Here is a 16329-nt window from a genome sequence, read left to right on the forward strand (position 1 = left end):
CTACTGGCACGTCGAGTGGAAGTCGGTGGGCATCGGGCCTTGACCCAAGGCCGGGCAGTGAAAGGGCCGACGGCACCACGGCGCTGAACCGGTGCCTCGGCGGACGGAAGCCGGCGGTGCGCCGCCGTAACGACTGCCGCACCCTGGACGGTCGCGGCCCCATGTGAGCTGCATCACGGCCCGAGGTCGGTTACGTTGATTAAGCACCTGGTCAGAGGGGGTAACAAGCCGTAACCCACCGGGGACGTTCCATGACCGGCCTGACCGTCATCCTGCTGCTCGTGGTCCTGGCCACAGCCGTGACGACCGGCGCTCGGCGCTGGCGTATGCCCGCCCCTTCGCTCCTGGTGGTTGCCGGTCTGATCGTTGGGTTGATGCCCTGGGTCCCCGGGGTCCGCCTGCCGCCGCACGTGATCAGTGTGTTGGTGCTGCCGCCACTACTCTTCGCCTCGGCCGGGGAAATCTCTGTCCGTGACCTGCGCACCGTGTGGCGGCCTGTGACCGGCTTGGTCTTCGGCCTGGTTCTCGCCTCAGCCATCGCTGTCGGGTACGTCGCGCGAGCGATCACACCGCTCACCACGGCGTCCGCGTTCATCCTCGGATCTGTCCTGGCCAGCACCGACCCCGTGGCGGTCTCCGCGCTCGGTCGGCGCCTTTCCCTCCCACCCCGTGTGCAGGTGATGGTGCAGGCGGAAAGCCTGTTCAACGATGCCACGTCCCTGGTCCTGTACAAGGTCGCCGTGGCCACCGCGGTTTCCAGCAGCGCCATCACCGTGTCTGGAACCGTCGGACAGTTTCTGATCCTTGCGGGCGGAGGAGCCCTCATCGGCGCGGCTGTCGCCGCAGTGGTGACTCTCATCCGCAGACGGACCGAGGACCCCATGTTGGAGACCGTGATCGCATTGGTCACGCCGTACGCCTCGTACGTCATCGCGGACGATTCGCACACCTCCGGAGTGACTGCCGTCATTGTGTCCGGGGTCGTCCTCGGCAGCGCCGGCCACAAACTCAGCAGCGCCCCCAACCGCCTCCAGGTCCACGCCGTCTACGACACCGTGACCTTCCTGCTGGAGAGCGTCGTCTTCGCTCTCATCGGCCTCGAACTCCCCTCTCTCGTCCGTCAGCTCGCGCACGACGAGCACGGCTGGCCGCTGTGGGTCCCGGTGATCGTCTTCACTCTGCTCACGATCCGCCTGCTGTGGATCTTCCCGCTCTCTGCCCTGATCCAATACCGGCACAGAGAGGGCGACAGTCGCCTCTCCTGGCGCGTTCCGGCCGTCCTGTCCTGGGCAGGCACCCGAGGCGTCATGCCGCTGGCCGCCGCACTCTCCATCCCCCTGACCACCCACACAGGGGCGCCGCTGCCGCACCGGGCCCTCATCCTCATGCTCACCACCGGAACCGTCGCGCTCACCCTCATCTTCCAGGGATTCACCCTCGCCCCTGTCGTACGCCTCTCCGGCATCGCTCTGGAGCCGGAGCACTCCGTGCGCGAGGAGGTCCGGACCCGCCGACACATTGCGAAGGCCGCTCTCGAAGAGCTCAAACAGCTTGGCGATCTGGATCAGCTCGCGGATCTGGGTGCCGCCGCCGAGACCGCCTTGAAACAGGCCCGTCGCCAATTGGAGGCGCGCATCCACCAGGCCGAAGATGCCCACTACAGCGACCCCGACGCCCGTCCTGCCGACGCCTACCGCGAGATACGTCGGACACTCATCGCAATCGAAGCGGCCGAGCTCCAGCGCCTCTACGAAGCGAACAAGATCAGCAATGCCACCCGGCGCCGGATCCAGCGGGAACTCGACCTCGAAGAAGCCAGCCTCCGCGCCCGCGGCTGACCAGCAGCCCCGGTAATCCCTAGCTACTGCTCTGACCGGGGACGTTCGCCGGAACGGCTGTGGTCGGCCCCGGACGGCTCCCCCAGAGTGGATCAAGCCTGCCGATCACGCCCGGCGAAGTGCCAAGCCCGACCCGGTGCGCGTTCCTCTCGTCGCTCCGCCAAGCGTGAGAGCATGCCCGACAACATTCGCCGAGTTGTTCGATCACGAGGCGAGGGCTGGTCTGCCGCCCCAGCGGATGCCCAGGGGCGCGCCGAGGGGCCAGCAGACGGCGTAGACGTACCGCAGTCCGGTCATGGTGCCTCTTTACGGGCACGGTCCTGGTCCACGCGGCCCCGCTCCAGGCGGTCCGGCTCCCGTCGGCCGCGGTCCAGCTCCAGTTCCTCCAGCCGCGCCAGCCGCTCGCGCAGCTCCGCGTTCTCCCGGGCGAGTTCGTCGCGACGGGCGCGGGACGAGAGCGCCGGGTCGCTCTCCCACCAGTCGATACCCATCTCCTTGGCCTTGTCGACCGAGGCGATGACGAGCCGGAGTTTGACGGTGAGCAGTTCGATGTCGAGCAGGTTGATGCGGATGTCGCCCGCGATGACGATGCCCTTGTCGAGCACGCGCTCGAGAATGTCGGCGAGGTTGGCCCCGCTGCTCGGGCCGTACGGTTCGGGCAGTCGGCTGGGCGTCGTCATCGGCGGCCCCCGCCCTCGGCGTACTCGGGCTCTTCCTCTTCCTCGGCCTCCTCCTCCCCCTCAGGCTCTTCCTCCCCCTCGGGCTCTTCCTCCTCCTCAGGCTCCTCTTCGGGCTCTTCCTCCTCCTCAGGCTCCTCTTCGGGCTCTTCCTCTCCCTCGGGCTCCTCTTCGGGCTCTTCCTCCTCCTCAGGCTCTTCCTCCTCGGCGTAAGGGCCCTCCTCCTCTTCGGGCTCCCCCTCCGTGCCCTCGGCGGCCTCCCGCTCCTCCTCCTCGACCGCGTCCTCGTGGCTGCGGACGACCTCGCCGTCGCGGATCTCGCCGCGCCAGCCCTCGTCGGCCTCTGCCTTGAGGGTGATGAAGCGGACGTAGTTCTTCAGGTCCAGCCGGGCGCGGCGGCCCTGGGCCCGCCAGATGTTCCCGGTCTTCTCGAACAGGCCGCTCGGGTAGTACTCCATGACCAGCAGGACTCGGGTGAGGTTCTCCTCCAGCCGGTGGAAGGAGACGACGCCCTTCGTGGTGCCCTTCGCGCCCTCCGACGTCCACTGGATGCGGTAGTCGGGCACCTGCTCGATGGTGTGGGCCTTCCAGCTTCGGCTGGACCAGAACACCTTCAGCTGCCAGTCGGAGTGGGTGTCGTCGGCGCGGCTCGCGCTCTTGACGCCCTTGGCGAAGGTGCTGAAGTCCTGGAACTGGGTCCACTGGTCGTAGGCGGTGCGCAGCGGCACGCCGACGTCGACGGACTCGATGATGACGATGGGCTTGTTGCCCCCGCCGCGCTTGCGCTTGCCCTTGCCGCCCCCGAGGCTCTTCAGCGCGCCCATGACGCTCTCCTTGGCACGGGAGGCGCCCAGCTCCAGGGCCGAGCGCAGCGGGCCCTTGCCCTCGGCGAGCTTGCGGCCGGTGTCGAGGGCGAGCTTGGCGAAGCCGGGGCTGTTGCCCTCGGCGATGTCGGTCAGCTTGCCGGTGGTCTCGCCGAGCTTGTGGCCGAAGCCGGCCAGCAGCCGTTCGGCCTGGGCTGCGAGGTAGTCCTGTGCTTCGGCCTTGAGCCGGTCGGCGGCCTCGCTGTGGGCGAGGTCGGTCAAGGGGTTGTTCTTCGTCGCGCCGCCCGCCGCCCTGTCGGCGGTGGAGGTCACGGATCCCAGAGCCTCGGTCATCGGTCACCATCACCCTTCGGCCGCCGGGAGCGGGCAGCGCGGGTCGCGTCGCCGGCCGCGGCCGTCTTCTTCGCGGCCGGGCGCCCGGCCGCCGTCTTCTTCGCCGCCGCTTTCTTGGCGGGGGCCTTCTTCGCGGGGGGCCTCTTCTTGGCCGGTGTGTCCGCCGACACCTTCTCTGCGGTCTTCTTCCCGGGCGCCTTCTTGGCGGGTGCCTTCCTCGCGGGGGGCCTCTCCTGGGCCGCTTCCTTCCGGGCCGGTTCGCCCCGGTCTGCGGCCTCGCCCGCGGGCTCGGTCTCCTCCTCGGCCTCGCGGCCCTCCCGCTCCTCGTACTCGTCCGGGTACGCGTCCTCCCCCTCGGCCTCCTCCCCGCCGGGCTGTGGCACGACGCCGGCGAGCTCGTCGCGGACCTGCGCGGTCCGCCCGTGCAGCCGGTCGGCGAGCGCGTTCATCTGCCGTTCGACCATGGCCCCTGAGGCCGCCTTGCCCACGCCCCGCAGTTCCTCGCGCAGTTGATCCCCGATCTCCTTGAACTGCGGGTTGTTCACCATCTGCTGGTTGACCAGCTCCGCGATTCCGCGCGGGCCGAGGTTCAGCTTCTTGCCCGCCACCATGCTGCCCACGGCGAGGGCGAGTTTCGCTTTCTTCGTCCGTCCCAGGAGATATCCGGTCCCTACCGCGAGGCCGAGTGCCACTCGATTCATCGTGCTGTCCCCTCACCTGTCCCCGCGCCCCCGCGCATGCCGATCTCCAGCCGGTCCAGGAGCTCGTCCTCCCGGCGGTCGTATTCCTCCTCGGTTATCTCGCCCGCTTCCAACTTCTCTTCCAGTCGCGCCAGTTCGGCCCGTACCGTGGCCGGGTCGTAGTAGATGCGCTCGGCTTCGCGCAGTACCTGCCTGACTGCCCACGCACTGCCGCGCGCCGGAGCGAACGGCAGCAGCAGCACCTCGGAGATGAGACCCATGGCGTCACTCCGCTCCCGCGTCGGCCCCCGCCGTGGTGCTCGCGGGCTCGGCGGGGCCGGGCTCGACGAAGCTGTACGGCGGCAGCGGGCCGTTGACGCGCAGATCGAGGTGGGGCAGGTCTTTGCGGGCCTCTTCGACGGCGGCCAGGAACTCGTCTGCCGAGCACCGGTCCACCAGGAACGACGCGTTGACCAGCCAGCCGGTGGAGGGCGGGCCGTCGCTGACCGCGGCGGCCCGCGGCTCAAGGGCGTGCACGATCTCGCGGGCGTCGTCGGCCTCGCGGGCCTGTACGGCGGCCGCGACCAGCTCACCGAGCCGGAGCTTGTCTTCGTAACCTCCGCCGCCGGAGCGCCGGTTGGCCTCCGCCAGGGACCGGATCTCGGGGTTCTCGGCCATCACGCGGTGCAGCACCGCCTCCTCGACGTGACTGCCCTTGACGTTGTACTCGACCTTGCCGTCCAGCGCCCGAAGGCGCTCCTTGTAGTGCTCGGCGCGCTCGGTGAGCACGCCGGTGACGGTGTCGTCGTCCGGGGAGACACTGCCGAACCGCATCGGCAGCACGCAGCCGCCCGCGCCGGCCTCGCTGAGCACGCTCTGGTGGGCGAGCAGGTCCCGCCGTTTGGGGCGCAGCCCCTCGGGCGCGTCGCTGACGACCGCCGCCAGCTCGCCCGCCTTGAGGATGCGTATCCCGCGCGGCGGATCGCCTACACCGCCCATGCCCTCCGGCAGCGAGGGGTGCGTGGCGGCCGTGATCCCGTAGACGTACGTGCTCACTCCTGCTCCTCCCTCCGGCGCGCCGACGTAGGCTTGCGGGCCCGCGGCCGGGTCTCGTCCGAGTGCTCCTCACGGGCCTGCTTAAAGGCGTCGGAGACGGTCTCCGCGGCGCCGGACAGCGCGCCCTTGGCCTTGCCGCGCGCACCGGACTCGGTGACCTCGCCGACGAGGTCGGGCAGGCCCGGGGTCCTGTGCGGACCGGCCTCCAGATCGAGCCGGTTGCACGCCTCCGCGAAGCGCAGGTAGGTGTCCACGCTGGCGACGACGACACGCACGTCGATCTTCAGGATCTCGATGCCTACCAGGGAAACCCTCACGAACGCGTCGATCACCAGCCCCCTGTCGAGGACGAGTTCCAGTACGTCGTAGAGGCCGCTGCTGCCGCCTCCGCCACCGGACGTCTGTGCCGGAACAACGGTCATGCCAACCGCGCCTCCTTGTCTGTGTGTGGGACTGTGATTGCGAGCGGGCGGCCTAGTGGCCGCCGGGCCGGTGTGCGTCGGCGCGTCCGCGTTCGTAGCGGCGCAGGCGCCGGTAACCGGTGAGCTGCCCCTGCGGATCGAGTTCGACCAGGTAGCTCGCCATCAGGCTCATGGTGTCGGGCACTCGAACGAGTTCGAGGACCTCGACCTCCAGCGACCAGCCGTCCTCCGTCTGCCCGAACGACGTGACGGACTCGGCGGTCAGGCCGGTCAGCTCGGCGAACTGGGCGCGCGCCTCGCGCAGCACCTGCATCGGGCTCGGCCGGTGGCCCATCGTGCTGTTGTTGTAGCCAGTGCGTGACTCCTTCGATTTTGTTACTTTTGCGAATTCTGTGACCCTGATGCGTTATATGCGTTCGACATGGCCACCTCCTTTTTTCGGGTGGCCGCAGGTTGCTAGGCCAAACCTCCGCGGGCGCGCCTGAGGGCCGGGTCGGCGAGCTGGTCCCGGGAGACGGGGACGGCGACGGGCGCACCGGGGCGGGCCCGTACGGTGAAGGGGGCGGCCGCGGTCTGGGCGTAGCCGTTGCGCTGTACGTCCAGGTAGAGGCGGTCACCGCGGTCCTTCTTGCGGACGGCTGTGGTGAGCCGGTCGGGGGGTGGGGGGCTGGCAATCGTCCAGCTCGACTACGCCGCCCGCAACTGGACCCCGGGCCGCTGGGGCGGCCAGCGCGAGCAACTGGTCGACGCCATCGCGGAGAGCTGGACGGGCCTACTGAGCAGGGAGCTGACCGTGACCGACGACAGGCTCTGAGCTGGCCCGCCGCCAGGCGGTCTCCAGCGCGCGGGCCGCCGCGTTGAGTGTGGTGCCCAGCGGCCGCAGCACGTGCGGGTCGTACCGCACGCTCGGCATGGAGACCTCACCCGACCGGGCTCATGTGCCGACCCCATAGGTCCGGCGCCGCCGACGTCTGTCCCGTACTGCCGTGCCGCCCTCACCGCACCGCCGCTTCCGCGCCGTCCGGCGGGCGCCCGAAAAGCCGCCCTTGCACACTGCAAGGGCGGGTACTCGCGGTGGATGACGGCGACAGGGCCGCCGTCCGCACGGCCCAGGACGTCCTGCACGGTCCAGGAAGGCGGTTGCCCCCGATGCCCCGGATGAGTGGCACATCCCCCCTCGACGCCTCCGCGGTGGACGTGGCCGGCCTGGAGGCGGCGCTGCGCGAGGCCGTGGACGGGGAGGTACGGTTCGACGCCGGGAGCCGAGGCGCGTACGCCACGGACGGTTCCAACTACCGGCAGGTGCCGATCGGAGTCGTCGTCCCGCGCACCGTGGAGGCCGGGGCAGAGGCCGTGCGGGTGTGCGCCCGGTTCGGCGCGCCGGGGCTGTCCCGCGGTGGCGGCACCAGCCTGGCGGGACAGACGACGAACACCGCCGTGGTGATCGACTGGACCAAGTACTGCCAGGCCCTGATCTCCGTCGATCCCGACGCGCGCACCTGCGTGGTCGAACCGGGCATCGTCCTCGACGCACTCAACCAGCGGCTGTCCGACCACACACTGCAGTTCGGGCCGAAGCCCTCCACCCACAGCCACTGCGCGTTGGGCGGCATGATCGGCAACAACTCGTGCGGCGCGTCCGCGCAGGCGTACGGCAAGACCGTCGACAACGTACGCCGGCTGGAAGTCCCCCACGACGCACGAGACGACGTACGGGTACTCTCAGGCGTCCTGCACGGCTCGCTCGACGCCGCCGAGCAACTGGGCCTCCCCTTGCCACTGTTGACCTGCCCGCCCCGCCAGGACTACAAGCCTTACGTCCCCAAGACTCCCTGCGCCTACCGCAATCCCGGCCGCCTGGCGGCGGGCGGGCCACTAGTGCAGGGGATGAAGGTCGCCATCACCGGGGACACCCAGATCTCCCGCGAGGAATTGGTCGCCCGCTCGGTGGCGGCCGGGCTGAACATGATGACCTCGGTCAGCGGCCAGACCAGCGTCGTCGTCACCAACGATCCCGGCGCCGCATCCGGCAAACTGCGTCGTGCCACGGCCGAGGGCGTCCCCCTCGTGGACGAGCCGACCTACCTGCGGCTGCTGGAGAATGTGCAGCCCGGTCAGGCCAAGGGCACCGCCCGCATCGGCACCGCCGGGCAACGCCGCACGGCCGAGACACCTGGGAACGCTACGACTGCACAGGCCACGCCCGCGCCGAACGTCCCCGCCCAGCGCACCACTGCACCGACCACACCCACTGCCGGCGCAGACCGGTCGCTGGCCGGGCGACGGGTCCTGGTCCTGGGAGGCACCCACCAGGAGGCCGCGGCGGCACGCGCTCGCGTTGTCGATCTCGGTGCCTCCGCAGCGGTCAACCTCTCGGCCAGAGTGACCGACATCGTGGTGCTGCCAGGCGGCGAATCGGACCGGCGCATGAGCCGCATCGCCTCCCTCGGACTGCGTGTGCACGACGCCGACTGGCTCCTCGCACCCGCCCCTGCCCCGATACCCGCGCCGGCACAGAGCACGGCCGGGAACCAGCCGGACACGGCAGACGTACTGGTCCGAGGCGCCGTCATCGACCTGCCCGACGCCGACACAGCCTGGACGGTGGCCGCCGCGTGGGGTCAGCACACCACCTGCGAGGTGGACGTCGTCGCTTTCGCACTCGACGCGCATGAGCAGGTAGCAGGAGATGAGGACTTCGTCTTCTACGGCGCACCCGAGCATCCGGACGGCACCGTACGGCTCGCTACGGACGGCCCCACGGAACAGGCCGTCACCGCTGACCTGGAGCGACTGCCCCTGGAGGTCCACCGGGTCGTCATCGCCGCCGCGATCGACGGCACTGCTACGTTCTCCGACATCGGCGCCATCGAGATCACCGCCACCGGCGGGATCGGCGCGGCCCCGACCGCCCGGGCCACCCTCGACGCTGCCACCACCGAGCGCACCATGATCCTCGCCGAGATCTACCGCCGAGGCGACGGCTGGCGGCTGCGTGCCGTCGGGCAGGGCTACGACCACGGTCTAGCCGACCTGGCCCGCGGCTACGGCGTTGACGTCGCCGAGTGACCCAGGAGGCACCCGAACGCCTACCGGTGCTGCTCGGCCCGTGCGGCGTGCCTTCGGCCGTGCGGGTGCAAGGCTCACGTCAGGGCGAAGCCGAGAGGTTCGCGGGGCTCGTAGTGGGGGGTGATGTCGCGTACCAGGCCGCCGGCGGTCAGACCGAGGCGGGTGGCGCGGTTGAAGTCGAGGCCGTCGAGGTGAGCTCAGACGATGTCGAGGCTGAAGGAGCATTCGAAGGCGTAGATCCCGCGGGTGGAGCCGGCCAGGGTGCGCCAGATGGTGGTCGAGACGTTGGGGTGGGCCGGGGCCGGGGTGCCGAAGGGCTGGGCGGCGTTGTGCATGACGTTGAGCAGGACGGCGTACGCGCGGGTGGGAAGCGCTGGAGGTAGTAACCGGCGAGGGCGAACCGGTCGGCTGCCCCGGTCGGGCCCGGCAGCGGTTCCTCGCCACCGAACCCGCTCCGGTGCATCGTCGCGTCCGAACTTCCGTCCATCGGCGCCGATTTGGTGCTATTGGGGCGCTTAGGCGTGCTAGGCAGCGACCGCCTGGGTGGGGCACGATCGCTCATCGGGGGGGTGCATGGACACGGAGTCAGCAAGATCTGCGAAAGGCAAGGCAGACGAAGCTTGGTCGCTGCTGAAGGTGCCGACGGTGCCGCTGTACGGGGTGAATGGCCACCATCCGGCCGGCCATGGCATAGGCGGAATGACCGAGCCCACCCGATTACTGTGCGCGGTCGCGCACCTGCGGCCGGACAGAGCCGAGGAGTTCGCCGAGAAGCTCGGAAAGTGGCGGCGGAAGAAGGCAAAGCAGCTCGGCGACAGACTCACCCCCAAGAAGGTGCGCGAGCGGCGCCTGGAGCAGGCCGCGAAGCGGGCCATCGCTGGTGAGCAAGACAAGCTGAAGAAGCTGTTGGACGACGAGGAGGAGCCGACCGCGCCCAGTCAGCCACGGGTACTGGTTGGCCACGAGTACGCGCGATGGGTGCGCTGCCGGATCGCGGCCGGAGGGCGGCCGGTGCCGTCGCAGGGCTTCGACCTGGAGCCCGTACTGAACGCGTGCGCGCAGGTTCAACGCCTGCTGTGGCTGCGTCGTGCTCTCACTGTCCTGGCCTGTGCGGCGGGCGGGCTGTGGGTGCTGACACCGCTCGCCTACCTGGCGCCGCTGGTGGTCCTGATCGGGCTGTGGGCGGCCTTCTATATGGATCGGGTGCTCGCCCAGAGGCAGCTACGCGCGGTGATTGGCGCCGACGCTGGTGAGACGTGGGGTGCCGATGTGCCCCGTCGGTTCCGACGGGCGGTGGAGCGGATCCGGGACACGTCGTATGGGGAGGTCGTGCCGTATCAGAACCAGGTCCGTGCCTCGGGAGCGAAGTACCACTTCGTCGGGGCCGGCAAGGTCTGGTTCGAGACCCAGATCGGTATTGACGTGACGCCGGCCAAGCCGAGGGACGAGGACGACGGCCAGGGCTCTGAAGACGGAAAGAGCCCTTTACGGGCTCTACCCGGTGTGGAGGAACTGTTGGCCGGGTCCCGCCCTGGTGAGGGGGTAGTCCGGTTCACCCCGGACGACCTGCACGCGCATGTAGCCCGTGAACTGCAGCGTCCCATAAAGCCACTGCCGGACTACCACCCCGACAGCCAGCAGGAGGTGTTCGGTGTCGCGGCTATCGCGGCTGACCGCTGGGAGGCGCTGACGCCCGAATGGTGGGAGGGGCTGGTCACACTGGCCCGGGAAGGCGTAATGGCAGCGAACGCGCAACGTGCGCCGAAGGTCGCCCGACGTTTTCTGTGCGTGCGGATGACCTCTTGGGACGGCGAACTGGTGGCCTCGATCTTCGTGGGCTTCGCCTACGAGAACCACTACCTGCGGGTCGTCGTCCGCCCCCACGTTGTCAACCCGGTCCACCCCGTTGTACGCGAGGCGGAGAGGAAGGCGGCAGGCGCCGGGTGGGCATGGCGGCGGCGCACGGCGTACCTCGCCGCCGTGGACACGGGCTGGTTCGTGGTCCGGCTCTTCAAGCGAGCCAAGAACAGCGAGCTGCGGCCCGCCCAGGACCCCGGTAATGGGCCGGTGAGCCTGCGCGAGGTCTACTCGACCCGATACATGGACGACATGCTTCAGTACGACGACGCCCGCCGCTACATCGAGATGATGCAGGGCCGCGTCCTCGCTGCGGTCGAGGGCTTCCTCGTCGAGCACAACGTGGACACCGGCGAGTACAGGAAACGAATCACGGTCGTCCTCAACAGCGGCATCATCAACACCGGTGAAATGAGCAACGTGCAGAACCAGCCGGGGGCCGTGGGCTCTCATCAGAAGGCAGGAGGGGCAGTGTGATGTTCGGTCGCAGGCAACAGCCGGGTGGCACCAACACAGGCATTCAGAACAGCGGATCCATGCAGAACGTGCAGAACCAGCCGGGGGCCTTCCACTCGACCCAGAGCCAGGACAACTCCGGTCTCGGTCGGGAGGAGTTACAAGGCATCACCGAGCTCCTGGTGCGGATCCGGCAGGGCATGGAGCGTGAACGGGACCAAGTCGAGGACTACGAGCTGTGCGTCGGCTTCCTGGACACGGTAGCCGAGCAAACGCTGGACAACCCCGAGGGGCGGGCCGTGGCCAGAGGGCTGTTGGAGAAGATCCAGCAGAAGTGCGGAGGCGTGCCCGGCCTTGTGTCCCTCATCGCGTCCACACTCTCGGCGGTCTCCGCGCTCGCCTAACGAACGCCCCCGGTAGAGGTGGGGAGGGGTCGCCCTCGTCGCCAGTCGTGCGTGGGCAGCGTGTCGGCGAGGGTGGCGAAAAACCGCTGGTCACGCCAAGCGTCGCGGTTGCCGATGAAGAACAGGAGATTGGGGCGGGAGGCAGCCCAGGCGCGGGCGCCGGGGCGTCGCGCGTCTGTGCCGAGGATGAGGACCACGACGTTGGCCTCCTTCCCTCGGGTCGTATGGATGCTGCCCGACTCGACCGTCGGGCAGCAGGCCCCGGCAGGTCCTCCCGCGCCCCGAGGACGACGCCGCGGGAGGGGCTGATCCCGTACACGTCCCGGGCGAGGTCGATACCGCCGTCGCCCCGTAGCCGTTCGAAGATGCGGCGCAGCGCCATCCCCTCCTCGAGGATCCATTGCCCCTCGGCGCCGGCGGCGGTCACGTACACCCAGCAGCTGCTGGGACCGTAGCGGTAGGGGCCTCGGTCGGGTGTGCCGTACACCATGAAGCTGTCGTAGGAATCGCGTTGCTGATGCTGAACGTGAGGTTGTTGCAGCGCCGGTGGACGCGCGGCGAGGCCCCGCTGTTGGCGCTCTCTGAAAATGGCTCTGTCCGCAGTTTCGTGAATCCCCAGGTCAGCAGCGGGAACGAGGGATCGTTTCGGCAGAGTGTCTCCTGCCGTGGCGAGCAAGACGGTCGACGATGTGCTGTTTTCCGGGATCGATGTTCGGGTGGAGCGGGTGAGCGACTTCTCCAGCGTCTTGGTGGTGGAGGCGGTGTCGACGGCTCGTCCGGGTCGGTGCCCGGACTGCCGCAAGCAGGCGAGACGCGTACACAGCATGTATCAACGCACCCTGGACGAGCGGCCGTTAGGCCCTCGCTAGGTCATTGTCCGGCTGCGGGTGCGTCGGTACTTCTGCGAACGGAAGATCTGTTCCCGCAAGACGTTCGTCGAGCAGGTGCCGGGCTTGTCCGAGCGGCACCGCCGCTCCAGCACCGGGCTGACGGGCTGGCTGCGGTCGATCGCGATCGAGCTCGGCGGCCGTCCGGCCGCCAGGCTGTGCCGGCGTCTGCGGATGGCCGCGGGCCGGACCCGACTGCTCAGGCTGTTGACGGCGCCGACGGTGCCGGACCGGGCGCCGCGGGTGCTGGGGGCGGACGAGTTCGCCTTCCGCAAAGGCTGCACCTACGGCACCGTGCTGGTCGACGTCGAGGCCGGCCGGGTCGTGGACGTGCTGCCCGACCGCACCTCGGAGACGTTCGCAGCCTGGCTCAGGGACCACCCCGGCGCCGAGATCATCTGCCGGGACCGGGCCAGCGCCTACACCAAGGCGGTCAAGGAGGCCGCCCCCAGCGCCCTGGAAGTCGCTGATCGCTGGCACTTGCTTCAGAACCTGTCTGCCACGGTGGAGAAAACCTGCCACCAGCACCGCGACTGCCTGCCCAAACGCGCCGAACAGGAGCCAGAGATTACGGTGCCGGAACCGGTGCCGATGGAAGTGCCGGTACCGGAATTGCCCCGCACCCAGATCGTCGAGCGGACCCGTCACCGCTACGAGGACATCCACCGCTTGGTGGAGAAGGGCTGGACGATCAGCGCGATCGCCCGGCGGCTGAACCTCGACCGCAAGACCGTGCCCCGCTTCCGCGACACCGACCTCGACCAACTGCTGGCTTCGGCCCGCGACCGCCGCCCCAACGGGGTACTGGAGCCGTTCAAGGCATACCTCAACGCTCGGTTCGCCGAGACTCAAGGCCAGGTCAGCGGCACCCGCCTGTTCCAGGAGATCCACGAACGCGGCTACCGGGGCAGCCGCCAGGTCGTCCGCAAGCACCTCGCCGCCCTGCGGGCAGGTACCGCCGAACCGGTCCGGGGCGACATCCCCAGCCCCCGCAAGATCACTTCCTGGATCATGCAGCCCCGCGACACCCTCACCAAGAGCCAGGATCAACGGCTCCTTCAGGTCCGGCTTGCCTGCCCTGACATCACCCGCGCCTGCGACCTCGCTCGCGCCTTCGCCGATCTCGTCCGTCACCGACGCGGCTGCCTGCTGCTGGAACGGATCCGCCAGGCCGAACAGGAAGCGCCGAAGCCGATGCGGGGCTTCGCCGGCTTCCTCCGCCAGGACCTGGACGCCGTCACCGCGGGCCTCACCCTGCCGTGGAGTTCCGGCGTCGTCGAAGGGCACGTGAACCGGGTGAAAACGCTCAAGCGAGCCATGTATGGCCGAGCCTCGTTCGAGCTTCTCCGGACCCGGATCCTCACCCAGCTGTGAGCTGCAATGACCAGCCCAAAGGTCTGCCCTCACTGCCAGAGGTCAGCTCCGTCGCGCCCGCTGGGATCCATTGTCAGGAGGTCTTCATGCAGGCCCGACAGGGCTCGCCCGGTCGGGGAGCCATCTTCGCCCGACTCCATGACCACCCAGCCGGCCTCCACGCCCGACACGTTCACAGCGCCGCCGGCGTCCAGCTCGTCGAGCGTCGCGAACACCGCCTCATAGGCAACTGCTCGGACCAAGCGAACAAGGTCCTCCCTGTCCGCCCCGGCGGCAAGAAGCCTCTGCGCGGCGGGCAGTTGACCGAGCAAGACCGCGTCGGACCAGCCGTCGATCGCGCCGCGCCACAGGCTCCGCAGCAGCACGAATCGCGCGAGTTGCGGAAGGTCTTCCATGACCTCCGACTTGATCAGGTCGACAGGATCGGCTACGCCGAGGGTGCTGAACTGGGCACGCAGCGACTCCGCGACGGCCTTCTGCGGCAGGTCCAAGCTGTTCAGCCACTGCTGCCATGCTGGTTGAGGATCACTCACCGCAACAGCATGCCCTACGGTCGGGACCACGGCCGACCGGTGCGTCTCTCTGCTGGCGCACCAGGCGCAGTGGTTCACGAAACTGCGGCCAGAGCCATTTTCAAGGAGCCCCATCACCGCGGTCTACACCGCGTGGGAACGTCGGGGAGCTCGGCGGGCAGCAGGGTGCCATAGTGGTTGGTGCGGTCGGCCAGCTGCTGTACCGAGGTGCGGCTGGGCGGCCATTCCCAGCCCATGCCATCTTCTTCGCGTAGGGCACGCTGCGCGGTCCACAGTAGGACAACGACGGGTGCCAGCTGCAGCGGATCACCGACGACCACGGCGTGCAGGGCGCGCCACATGCCGTTTGGGGCGGCCAGGCTCTGGCGGCGACCCGGGAGCCCGCTATTGAAGTCAGCTCCCAAACGGCTCCCAAAATGACCCCAGGAACCTTCCTGGCGTGACTTCACCTGGACGTGCCAGGGCGTCGGGCCTTCACAGGAGAGGTCTTCAAATCCCTCCGGGACAATGCGATCGATGACGAGAGCGCGGGACAGTACGCGGCCGCACAGCCACGCTCCGACGGCATCCTGGTAGTGAAACCCGCGGCCCGCCCGCGCCCCTGAGCGCGTCCGCATCCACAGGGAACCGTCGGGTCCACTACTTGAGTTGCTCTGCTTCGCGGGTACGGTGGGCCCGACCTGCCCACGCCGTCGCTTGTTCTTGCTGGCCATCCGGGAAGCATGGCACCCGCGTATGACAGTCGAGGCGACTTCAACATGCGGGGCCCGCCGAGCATTGCCTCTGCAGAGGGATCGAATCACATAGGCGCGGATCCACCTGGCGAAAAGGCCAGACCACGGAAGGCGTTGCGTACGTCGGCCAAGGGCTGCCGGTCACGGGTGTAGTAAAGCTTGTTCGTCAGCAGTGCGGCCCACCGGCCTTGGCGGGGTGAGATCCATGTGCCGGTTCCGGTGAATCCGTAGTGGACCCAGACATCGTCGACTGGGGCGGTCCCGGGAGCGGTGTGCCAGAACAGGCCACGCACGGGTGCCAAGGTGCCGGTCTGGATGGTCAGTGACGTTGCGGTCCAGCCGGGGCCGAAGCCGGCTCGCTGCGGTGCGGTACTGGTGTCCAACATGTAGCGGAGGAAGGCGGCGAGGTCGTCGAGGACGGTGAAGGCGCCTGCGATGCCGCAGACGCCACCCAGGAGGCGTGCAGAGAAGTCGTGGGCGGTTCCCTTGAGGTGGGTGTCAGTGTCCCGGTCGAGTTCGGTCGGGGCACAGCGATCCGCGATCTGATCGGGCAGTGGGCCGAAGCGGGTGCTATCCATGCCCAGTGGTTGCCAGATGCGGACGGTGGCCAGATGGTCCAAGGTCTGGCCGGAGAGGCGTTCGGCGAGGTAGCCGAGGATGAGGGCGGCCCGGTCGGTGTACTCGACGGCCTCGCCTGGTGGCCGGTGGAGTTGCTCGTGCAGCACGCCTCGGCGGATGTCCTCCTTGTCGGTGCCGTAGAGGTTCTTCAGCTGGGCACGCAGGGGAAGGCCAGCCGTGTGCGTCAGCAGCTGACGGGTGGTCACGGCGTCGAGGGGCTGGCCGGAGACCTCCGGCCAGAAGGTGCCGAGCGGCTGGTCGAGGTCGAGGGCGCCGTCCTCCCACAGAGCGCCGATGCATGACCAGACAGCGAGGATCTTGGTGAGGCTGGCGGCGTCGAACACAGTGTCGGCGCGCATCGGCACGTCCGGCTCGTCGGGATCGAGGACACCAGCGATGCCTTGGGCGCGGATGCCATTGACGTCTCCGACGGCCCACACGGCGCCGGGGTACACCTTGTCGCGGACGCCTTCGTCGAGCAGGGCTTCGATGCGGTCGATGTCGTACGTCATGGTCTCCCTCTTCGCTGGGGCATCCCGCCGGCCAGCGTAGTGACGTTCGCGGAGC

General features: G+C 69.1%; 16 protein-coding genes and 2 pseudogenes. 6 read left to right on the forward strand and 12 right to left on the reverse strand.

Features of this window, described 5'->3' with window-relative positions; translation table 11 throughout:
- Positions 1–251 precede the first annotated feature (251 nt).
- Positions 252–1838: a Na+/H+ antiporter gene (locus ACFY4A_RS03905; RefSeq protein WP_376408435.1), complete on the forward strand. Its 1587-nt coding sequence runs from the start codon at positions 252–254 to the stop codon at positions 1836–1838.
- Between the two features lie 293 nt (positions 1839–2131).
- Here the strand turns inward: ACFY4A_RS03905 and gvpJ are convergent, their stop codons facing one another.
- The 8 genes and pseudogenes from gvpJ to ACFY4A_RS03945 form a co-directional block, all read right to left on the reverse strand.
- Positions 2132–2518 carry a gas vesicle protein GvpJ gene (gene gvpJ / locus ACFY4A_RS03910; protein WP_376549539.1) on the reverse strand — a complete coding sequence of 129 codons (387 nt, stop codon included), beginning with the start codon at positions 2516–2518 and terminating at the stop codon, positions 2132–2134.
- Positions 2515–3672, reverse strand: coding sequence for an SRPBCC family protein (locus tag ACFY4A_RS03915; protein WP_390728937.1), 1158 nt, complete (start codon positions 3670–3672; stop codon positions 2515–2517). Before ACFY4A_RS03915 ends, gvpJ begins: the two co-directional genes overlap by 4 nt.
- Positions 3669–4373 (reverse strand): hypothetical protein, encoded by a 705-nt coding sequence (locus ACFY4A_RS03920; protein WP_390728938.1) that lies wholly within the window; start codon positions 4371–4373, stop codon positions 3669–3671. The genes ACFY4A_RS03915 and ACFY4A_RS03920 overlap by 4 nt, the downstream gene beginning before the upstream one ends.
- A complete protein-coding gene (locus ACFY4A_RS03925) occupies positions 4370–4633 on the reverse strand; it encodes a gas vesicle protein GvpG (RefSeq protein WP_141363639.1) in 264 nt (87 codons plus the stop codon). The genes ACFY4A_RS03920 and ACFY4A_RS03925 overlap by 4 nt, the downstream gene beginning before the upstream one ends.
- A 4-nt stretch (positions 4634–4637) precedes the next feature.
- Positions 4638–5408 (reverse strand): GvpL/GvpF family gas vesicle protein, encoded by a 771-nt coding sequence (locus ACFY4A_RS03930; protein WP_384440464.1) that lies wholly within the window; start codon positions 5406–5408, stop codon positions 4638–4640.
- On the reverse strand, positions 5405–5830 hold the full coding sequence (locus ACFY4A_RS03935) for a gas vesicle structural protein GvpA (protein WP_141363643.1): 426 nt from the start codon (positions 5828–5830) through the stop codon (positions 5405–5407). The genes ACFY4A_RS03930 and ACFY4A_RS03935 overlap by 4 nt, the downstream gene beginning before the upstream one ends.
- Before the next feature lie 52 nt (positions 5831–5882).
- Positions 5883–6253 (reverse strand): annotated as a pseudogene (locus tag ACFY4A_RS03940) (gas vesicle protein).
- 36 nt (positions 6254–6289) lie between these two features.
- Positions 6290–6487: pseudogene (locus ACFY4A_RS03945) on the reverse strand (ATP-dependent DNA ligase); the annotation flags it as partial.
- Between ACFY4A_RS03945 and ACFY4A_RS03950 the strand changes: the two are divergent.
- Together ACFY4A_RS03950 and ACFY4A_RS03955 are read left to right on the forward strand one after the other, a co-directional pair.
- Complete coding sequence (locus ACFY4A_RS03950) at positions 6474–6644, forward strand: hypothetical protein (protein ID WP_172633074.1); 171 nt, start codon at positions 6474–6476, stop codon at positions 6642–6644. The pseudogene ACFY4A_RS03945 and the gene ACFY4A_RS03950 overlap by 14 nt on opposite strands.
- A gap of 344 nt (positions 6645–6988) precedes the next feature.
- Positions 6989–8899, forward strand: a complete 1911-nt coding sequence (locus ACFY4A_RS03955) for a TerD family protein (protein ID WP_390728939.1) — start codon at positions 6989–6991, stop codon at positions 8897–8899.
- Between the two features lie 197 nt (positions 8900–9096).
- On the opposite strand, the gene ACFY4A_RS03960 is transcribed toward ACFY4A_RS03955, so the two are convergent.
- Complete coding sequence (locus ACFY4A_RS03960) at positions 9097–9234, reverse strand: hypothetical protein (RefSeq protein WP_384436148.1); 138 nt, start codon at positions 9232–9234, stop codon at positions 9097–9099.
- Between the two features lie 208 nt (positions 9235–9442).
- On the opposite strand from ACFY4A_RS03960, the gene ACFY4A_RS03965 reads away from it, so the two are divergent.
- The 3 genes from ACFY4A_RS03965 to ACFY4A_RS03975 all read left to right on the forward strand — a co-directional run bounded on the left by ACFY4A_RS03965 (position 9443) and on the right by ACFY4A_RS03975 (position 13877).
- The gene (locus ACFY4A_RS03965) at positions 9443–11233 is read left to right on the forward strand and encodes a hypothetical protein (protein WP_390827813.1); all 1791 of its coding nucleotides are present in this window, start codon (positions 9443–9445) and stop codon (positions 11231–11233) included.
- Between the two features lie 59 nt (positions 11234–11292).
- Positions 11293–11616 carry a hypothetical protein gene (locus tag ACFY4A_RS03970; RefSeq protein ID WP_384436153.1) on the forward strand — a complete coding sequence of 108 codons (324 nt, stop codon included), beginning with the start codon at positions 11293–11295 and terminating at the stop codon, positions 11614–11616.
- Between the two features lie 881 nt (positions 11617–12497).
- Positions 12498–13877 (forward strand): ISL3 family transposase, encoded by a 1380-nt coding sequence (locus ACFY4A_RS03975; protein ID WP_384436237.1) that lies wholly within the window; start codon positions 12498–12500, stop codon positions 13875–13877.
- 29 nt (positions 13878–13906) lie between these two features.
- On the opposite strand, the gene ACFY4A_RS03980 is transcribed toward ACFY4A_RS03975, so the two are convergent.
- The 3 genes from ACFY4A_RS03980 to ACFY4A_RS03990 all read right to left on the reverse strand — a co-directional run bounded on the left by ACFY4A_RS03980 (position 13907) and on the right by ACFY4A_RS03990 (position 16274).
- Entirely contained in the window at positions 13907–14410 is a 504-nt protein-coding gene (locus ACFY4A_RS03980; protein ID WP_384436156.1) for a hypothetical protein, read from the reverse strand.
- A gap of 113 nt (positions 14411–14523) precedes the next feature.
- Entirely contained in the window at positions 14524–14646 is a 123-nt protein-coding gene (locus ACFY4A_RS03985; RefSeq protein ID WP_390728942.1) for a hypothetical protein, read from the reverse strand.
- Positions 14647–15209: 563 nt separating this feature from the next.
- The gene (locus tag ACFY4A_RS03990; protein WP_384436162.1) at positions 15210–16274 is read right to left on the reverse strand and encodes a serine hydrolase domain-containing protein; all 1065 of its coding nucleotides are present in this window, start codon (positions 16272–16274) and stop codon (positions 15210–15212) included.
- Positions 16275–16329: the final 55 nt, after the last annotated feature.

It is taken from the genome of Streptomyces sp. NPDC001292, from assembly GCF_042896465.1.
Taxonomy (GTDB): Bacteria; Actinomycetota; Actinomycetes; order Streptomycetales; family Streptomycetaceae; genus Streptomyces.

Excerpts from the sequence above, each read along its gene's own strand:
- ACFY4A_RS03905 (WP_376408435.1), top strand. The coding sequence starts at position 252 with ATGACCGGCCTGACCGTCATCCTGCTGCTCGTGGTCCTGGCCACAGCC.
- gvpJ (WP_376549539.1), bottom strand. The coding sequence starts at position 2,518 with ATGACGACGCCCAGCCGACTGCCCGAACCGTACGGCCCGAGCAGCGGG.
- ACFY4A_RS03915 (WP_390728937.1), bottom strand. The coding sequence starts at position 3,672 with ATGACCGAGGCTCTGGGATCCGTGACCTCCACCGCCGACAGGGCGGCG.
- ACFY4A_RS03920 (WP_390728938.1), bottom strand. The coding sequence starts at position 4,373 with ATGAATCGAGTGGCACTCGGCCTCGCGGTAGGGACCGGATATCTCCTG.
- ACFY4A_RS03925 (WP_141363639.1), bottom strand. The coding sequence starts at position 4,633 with ATGGGTCTCATCTCCGAGGTGCTGCTGCTGCCGTTCGCTCCGGCGCGC.
- ACFY4A_RS03935 (WP_141363643.1), bottom strand. The coding sequence starts at position 5,830 with ATGACCGTTGTTCCGGCACAGACGTCCGGTGGCGGAGGCGGCAGCAGC.
- ACFY4A_RS03955 (WP_390728939.1), top strand. The coding sequence starts at position 6,989 with ATGAGTGGCACATCCCCCCTCGACGCCTCCGCGGTGGACGTGGCCGGC.
- ACFY4A_RS03960 (WP_384436148.1), bottom strand. The coding sequence starts at position 9,234 with ATGCACAACGCCGCCCAGCCCTTCGGCACCCCGGCCCCGGCCCACCCC.
- ACFY4A_RS03970 (WP_384436153.1), top strand. The coding sequence starts at position 11,293 with ATGCAGAACGTGCAGAACCAGCCGGGGGCCTTCCACTCGACCCAGAGC.
- ACFY4A_RS03985 (WP_390728942.1), bottom strand. The coding sequence starts at position 14,646 with ATGGGCTGGGAATGGCCGCCCAGCCGCACCTCGGTACAGCAGCTGGCC.
- ACFY4A_RS03990 (WP_384436162.1), bottom strand. The coding sequence starts at position 16,274 with ATGACGTACGACATCGACCGCATCGAAGCCCTGCTCGACGAAGGCGTC.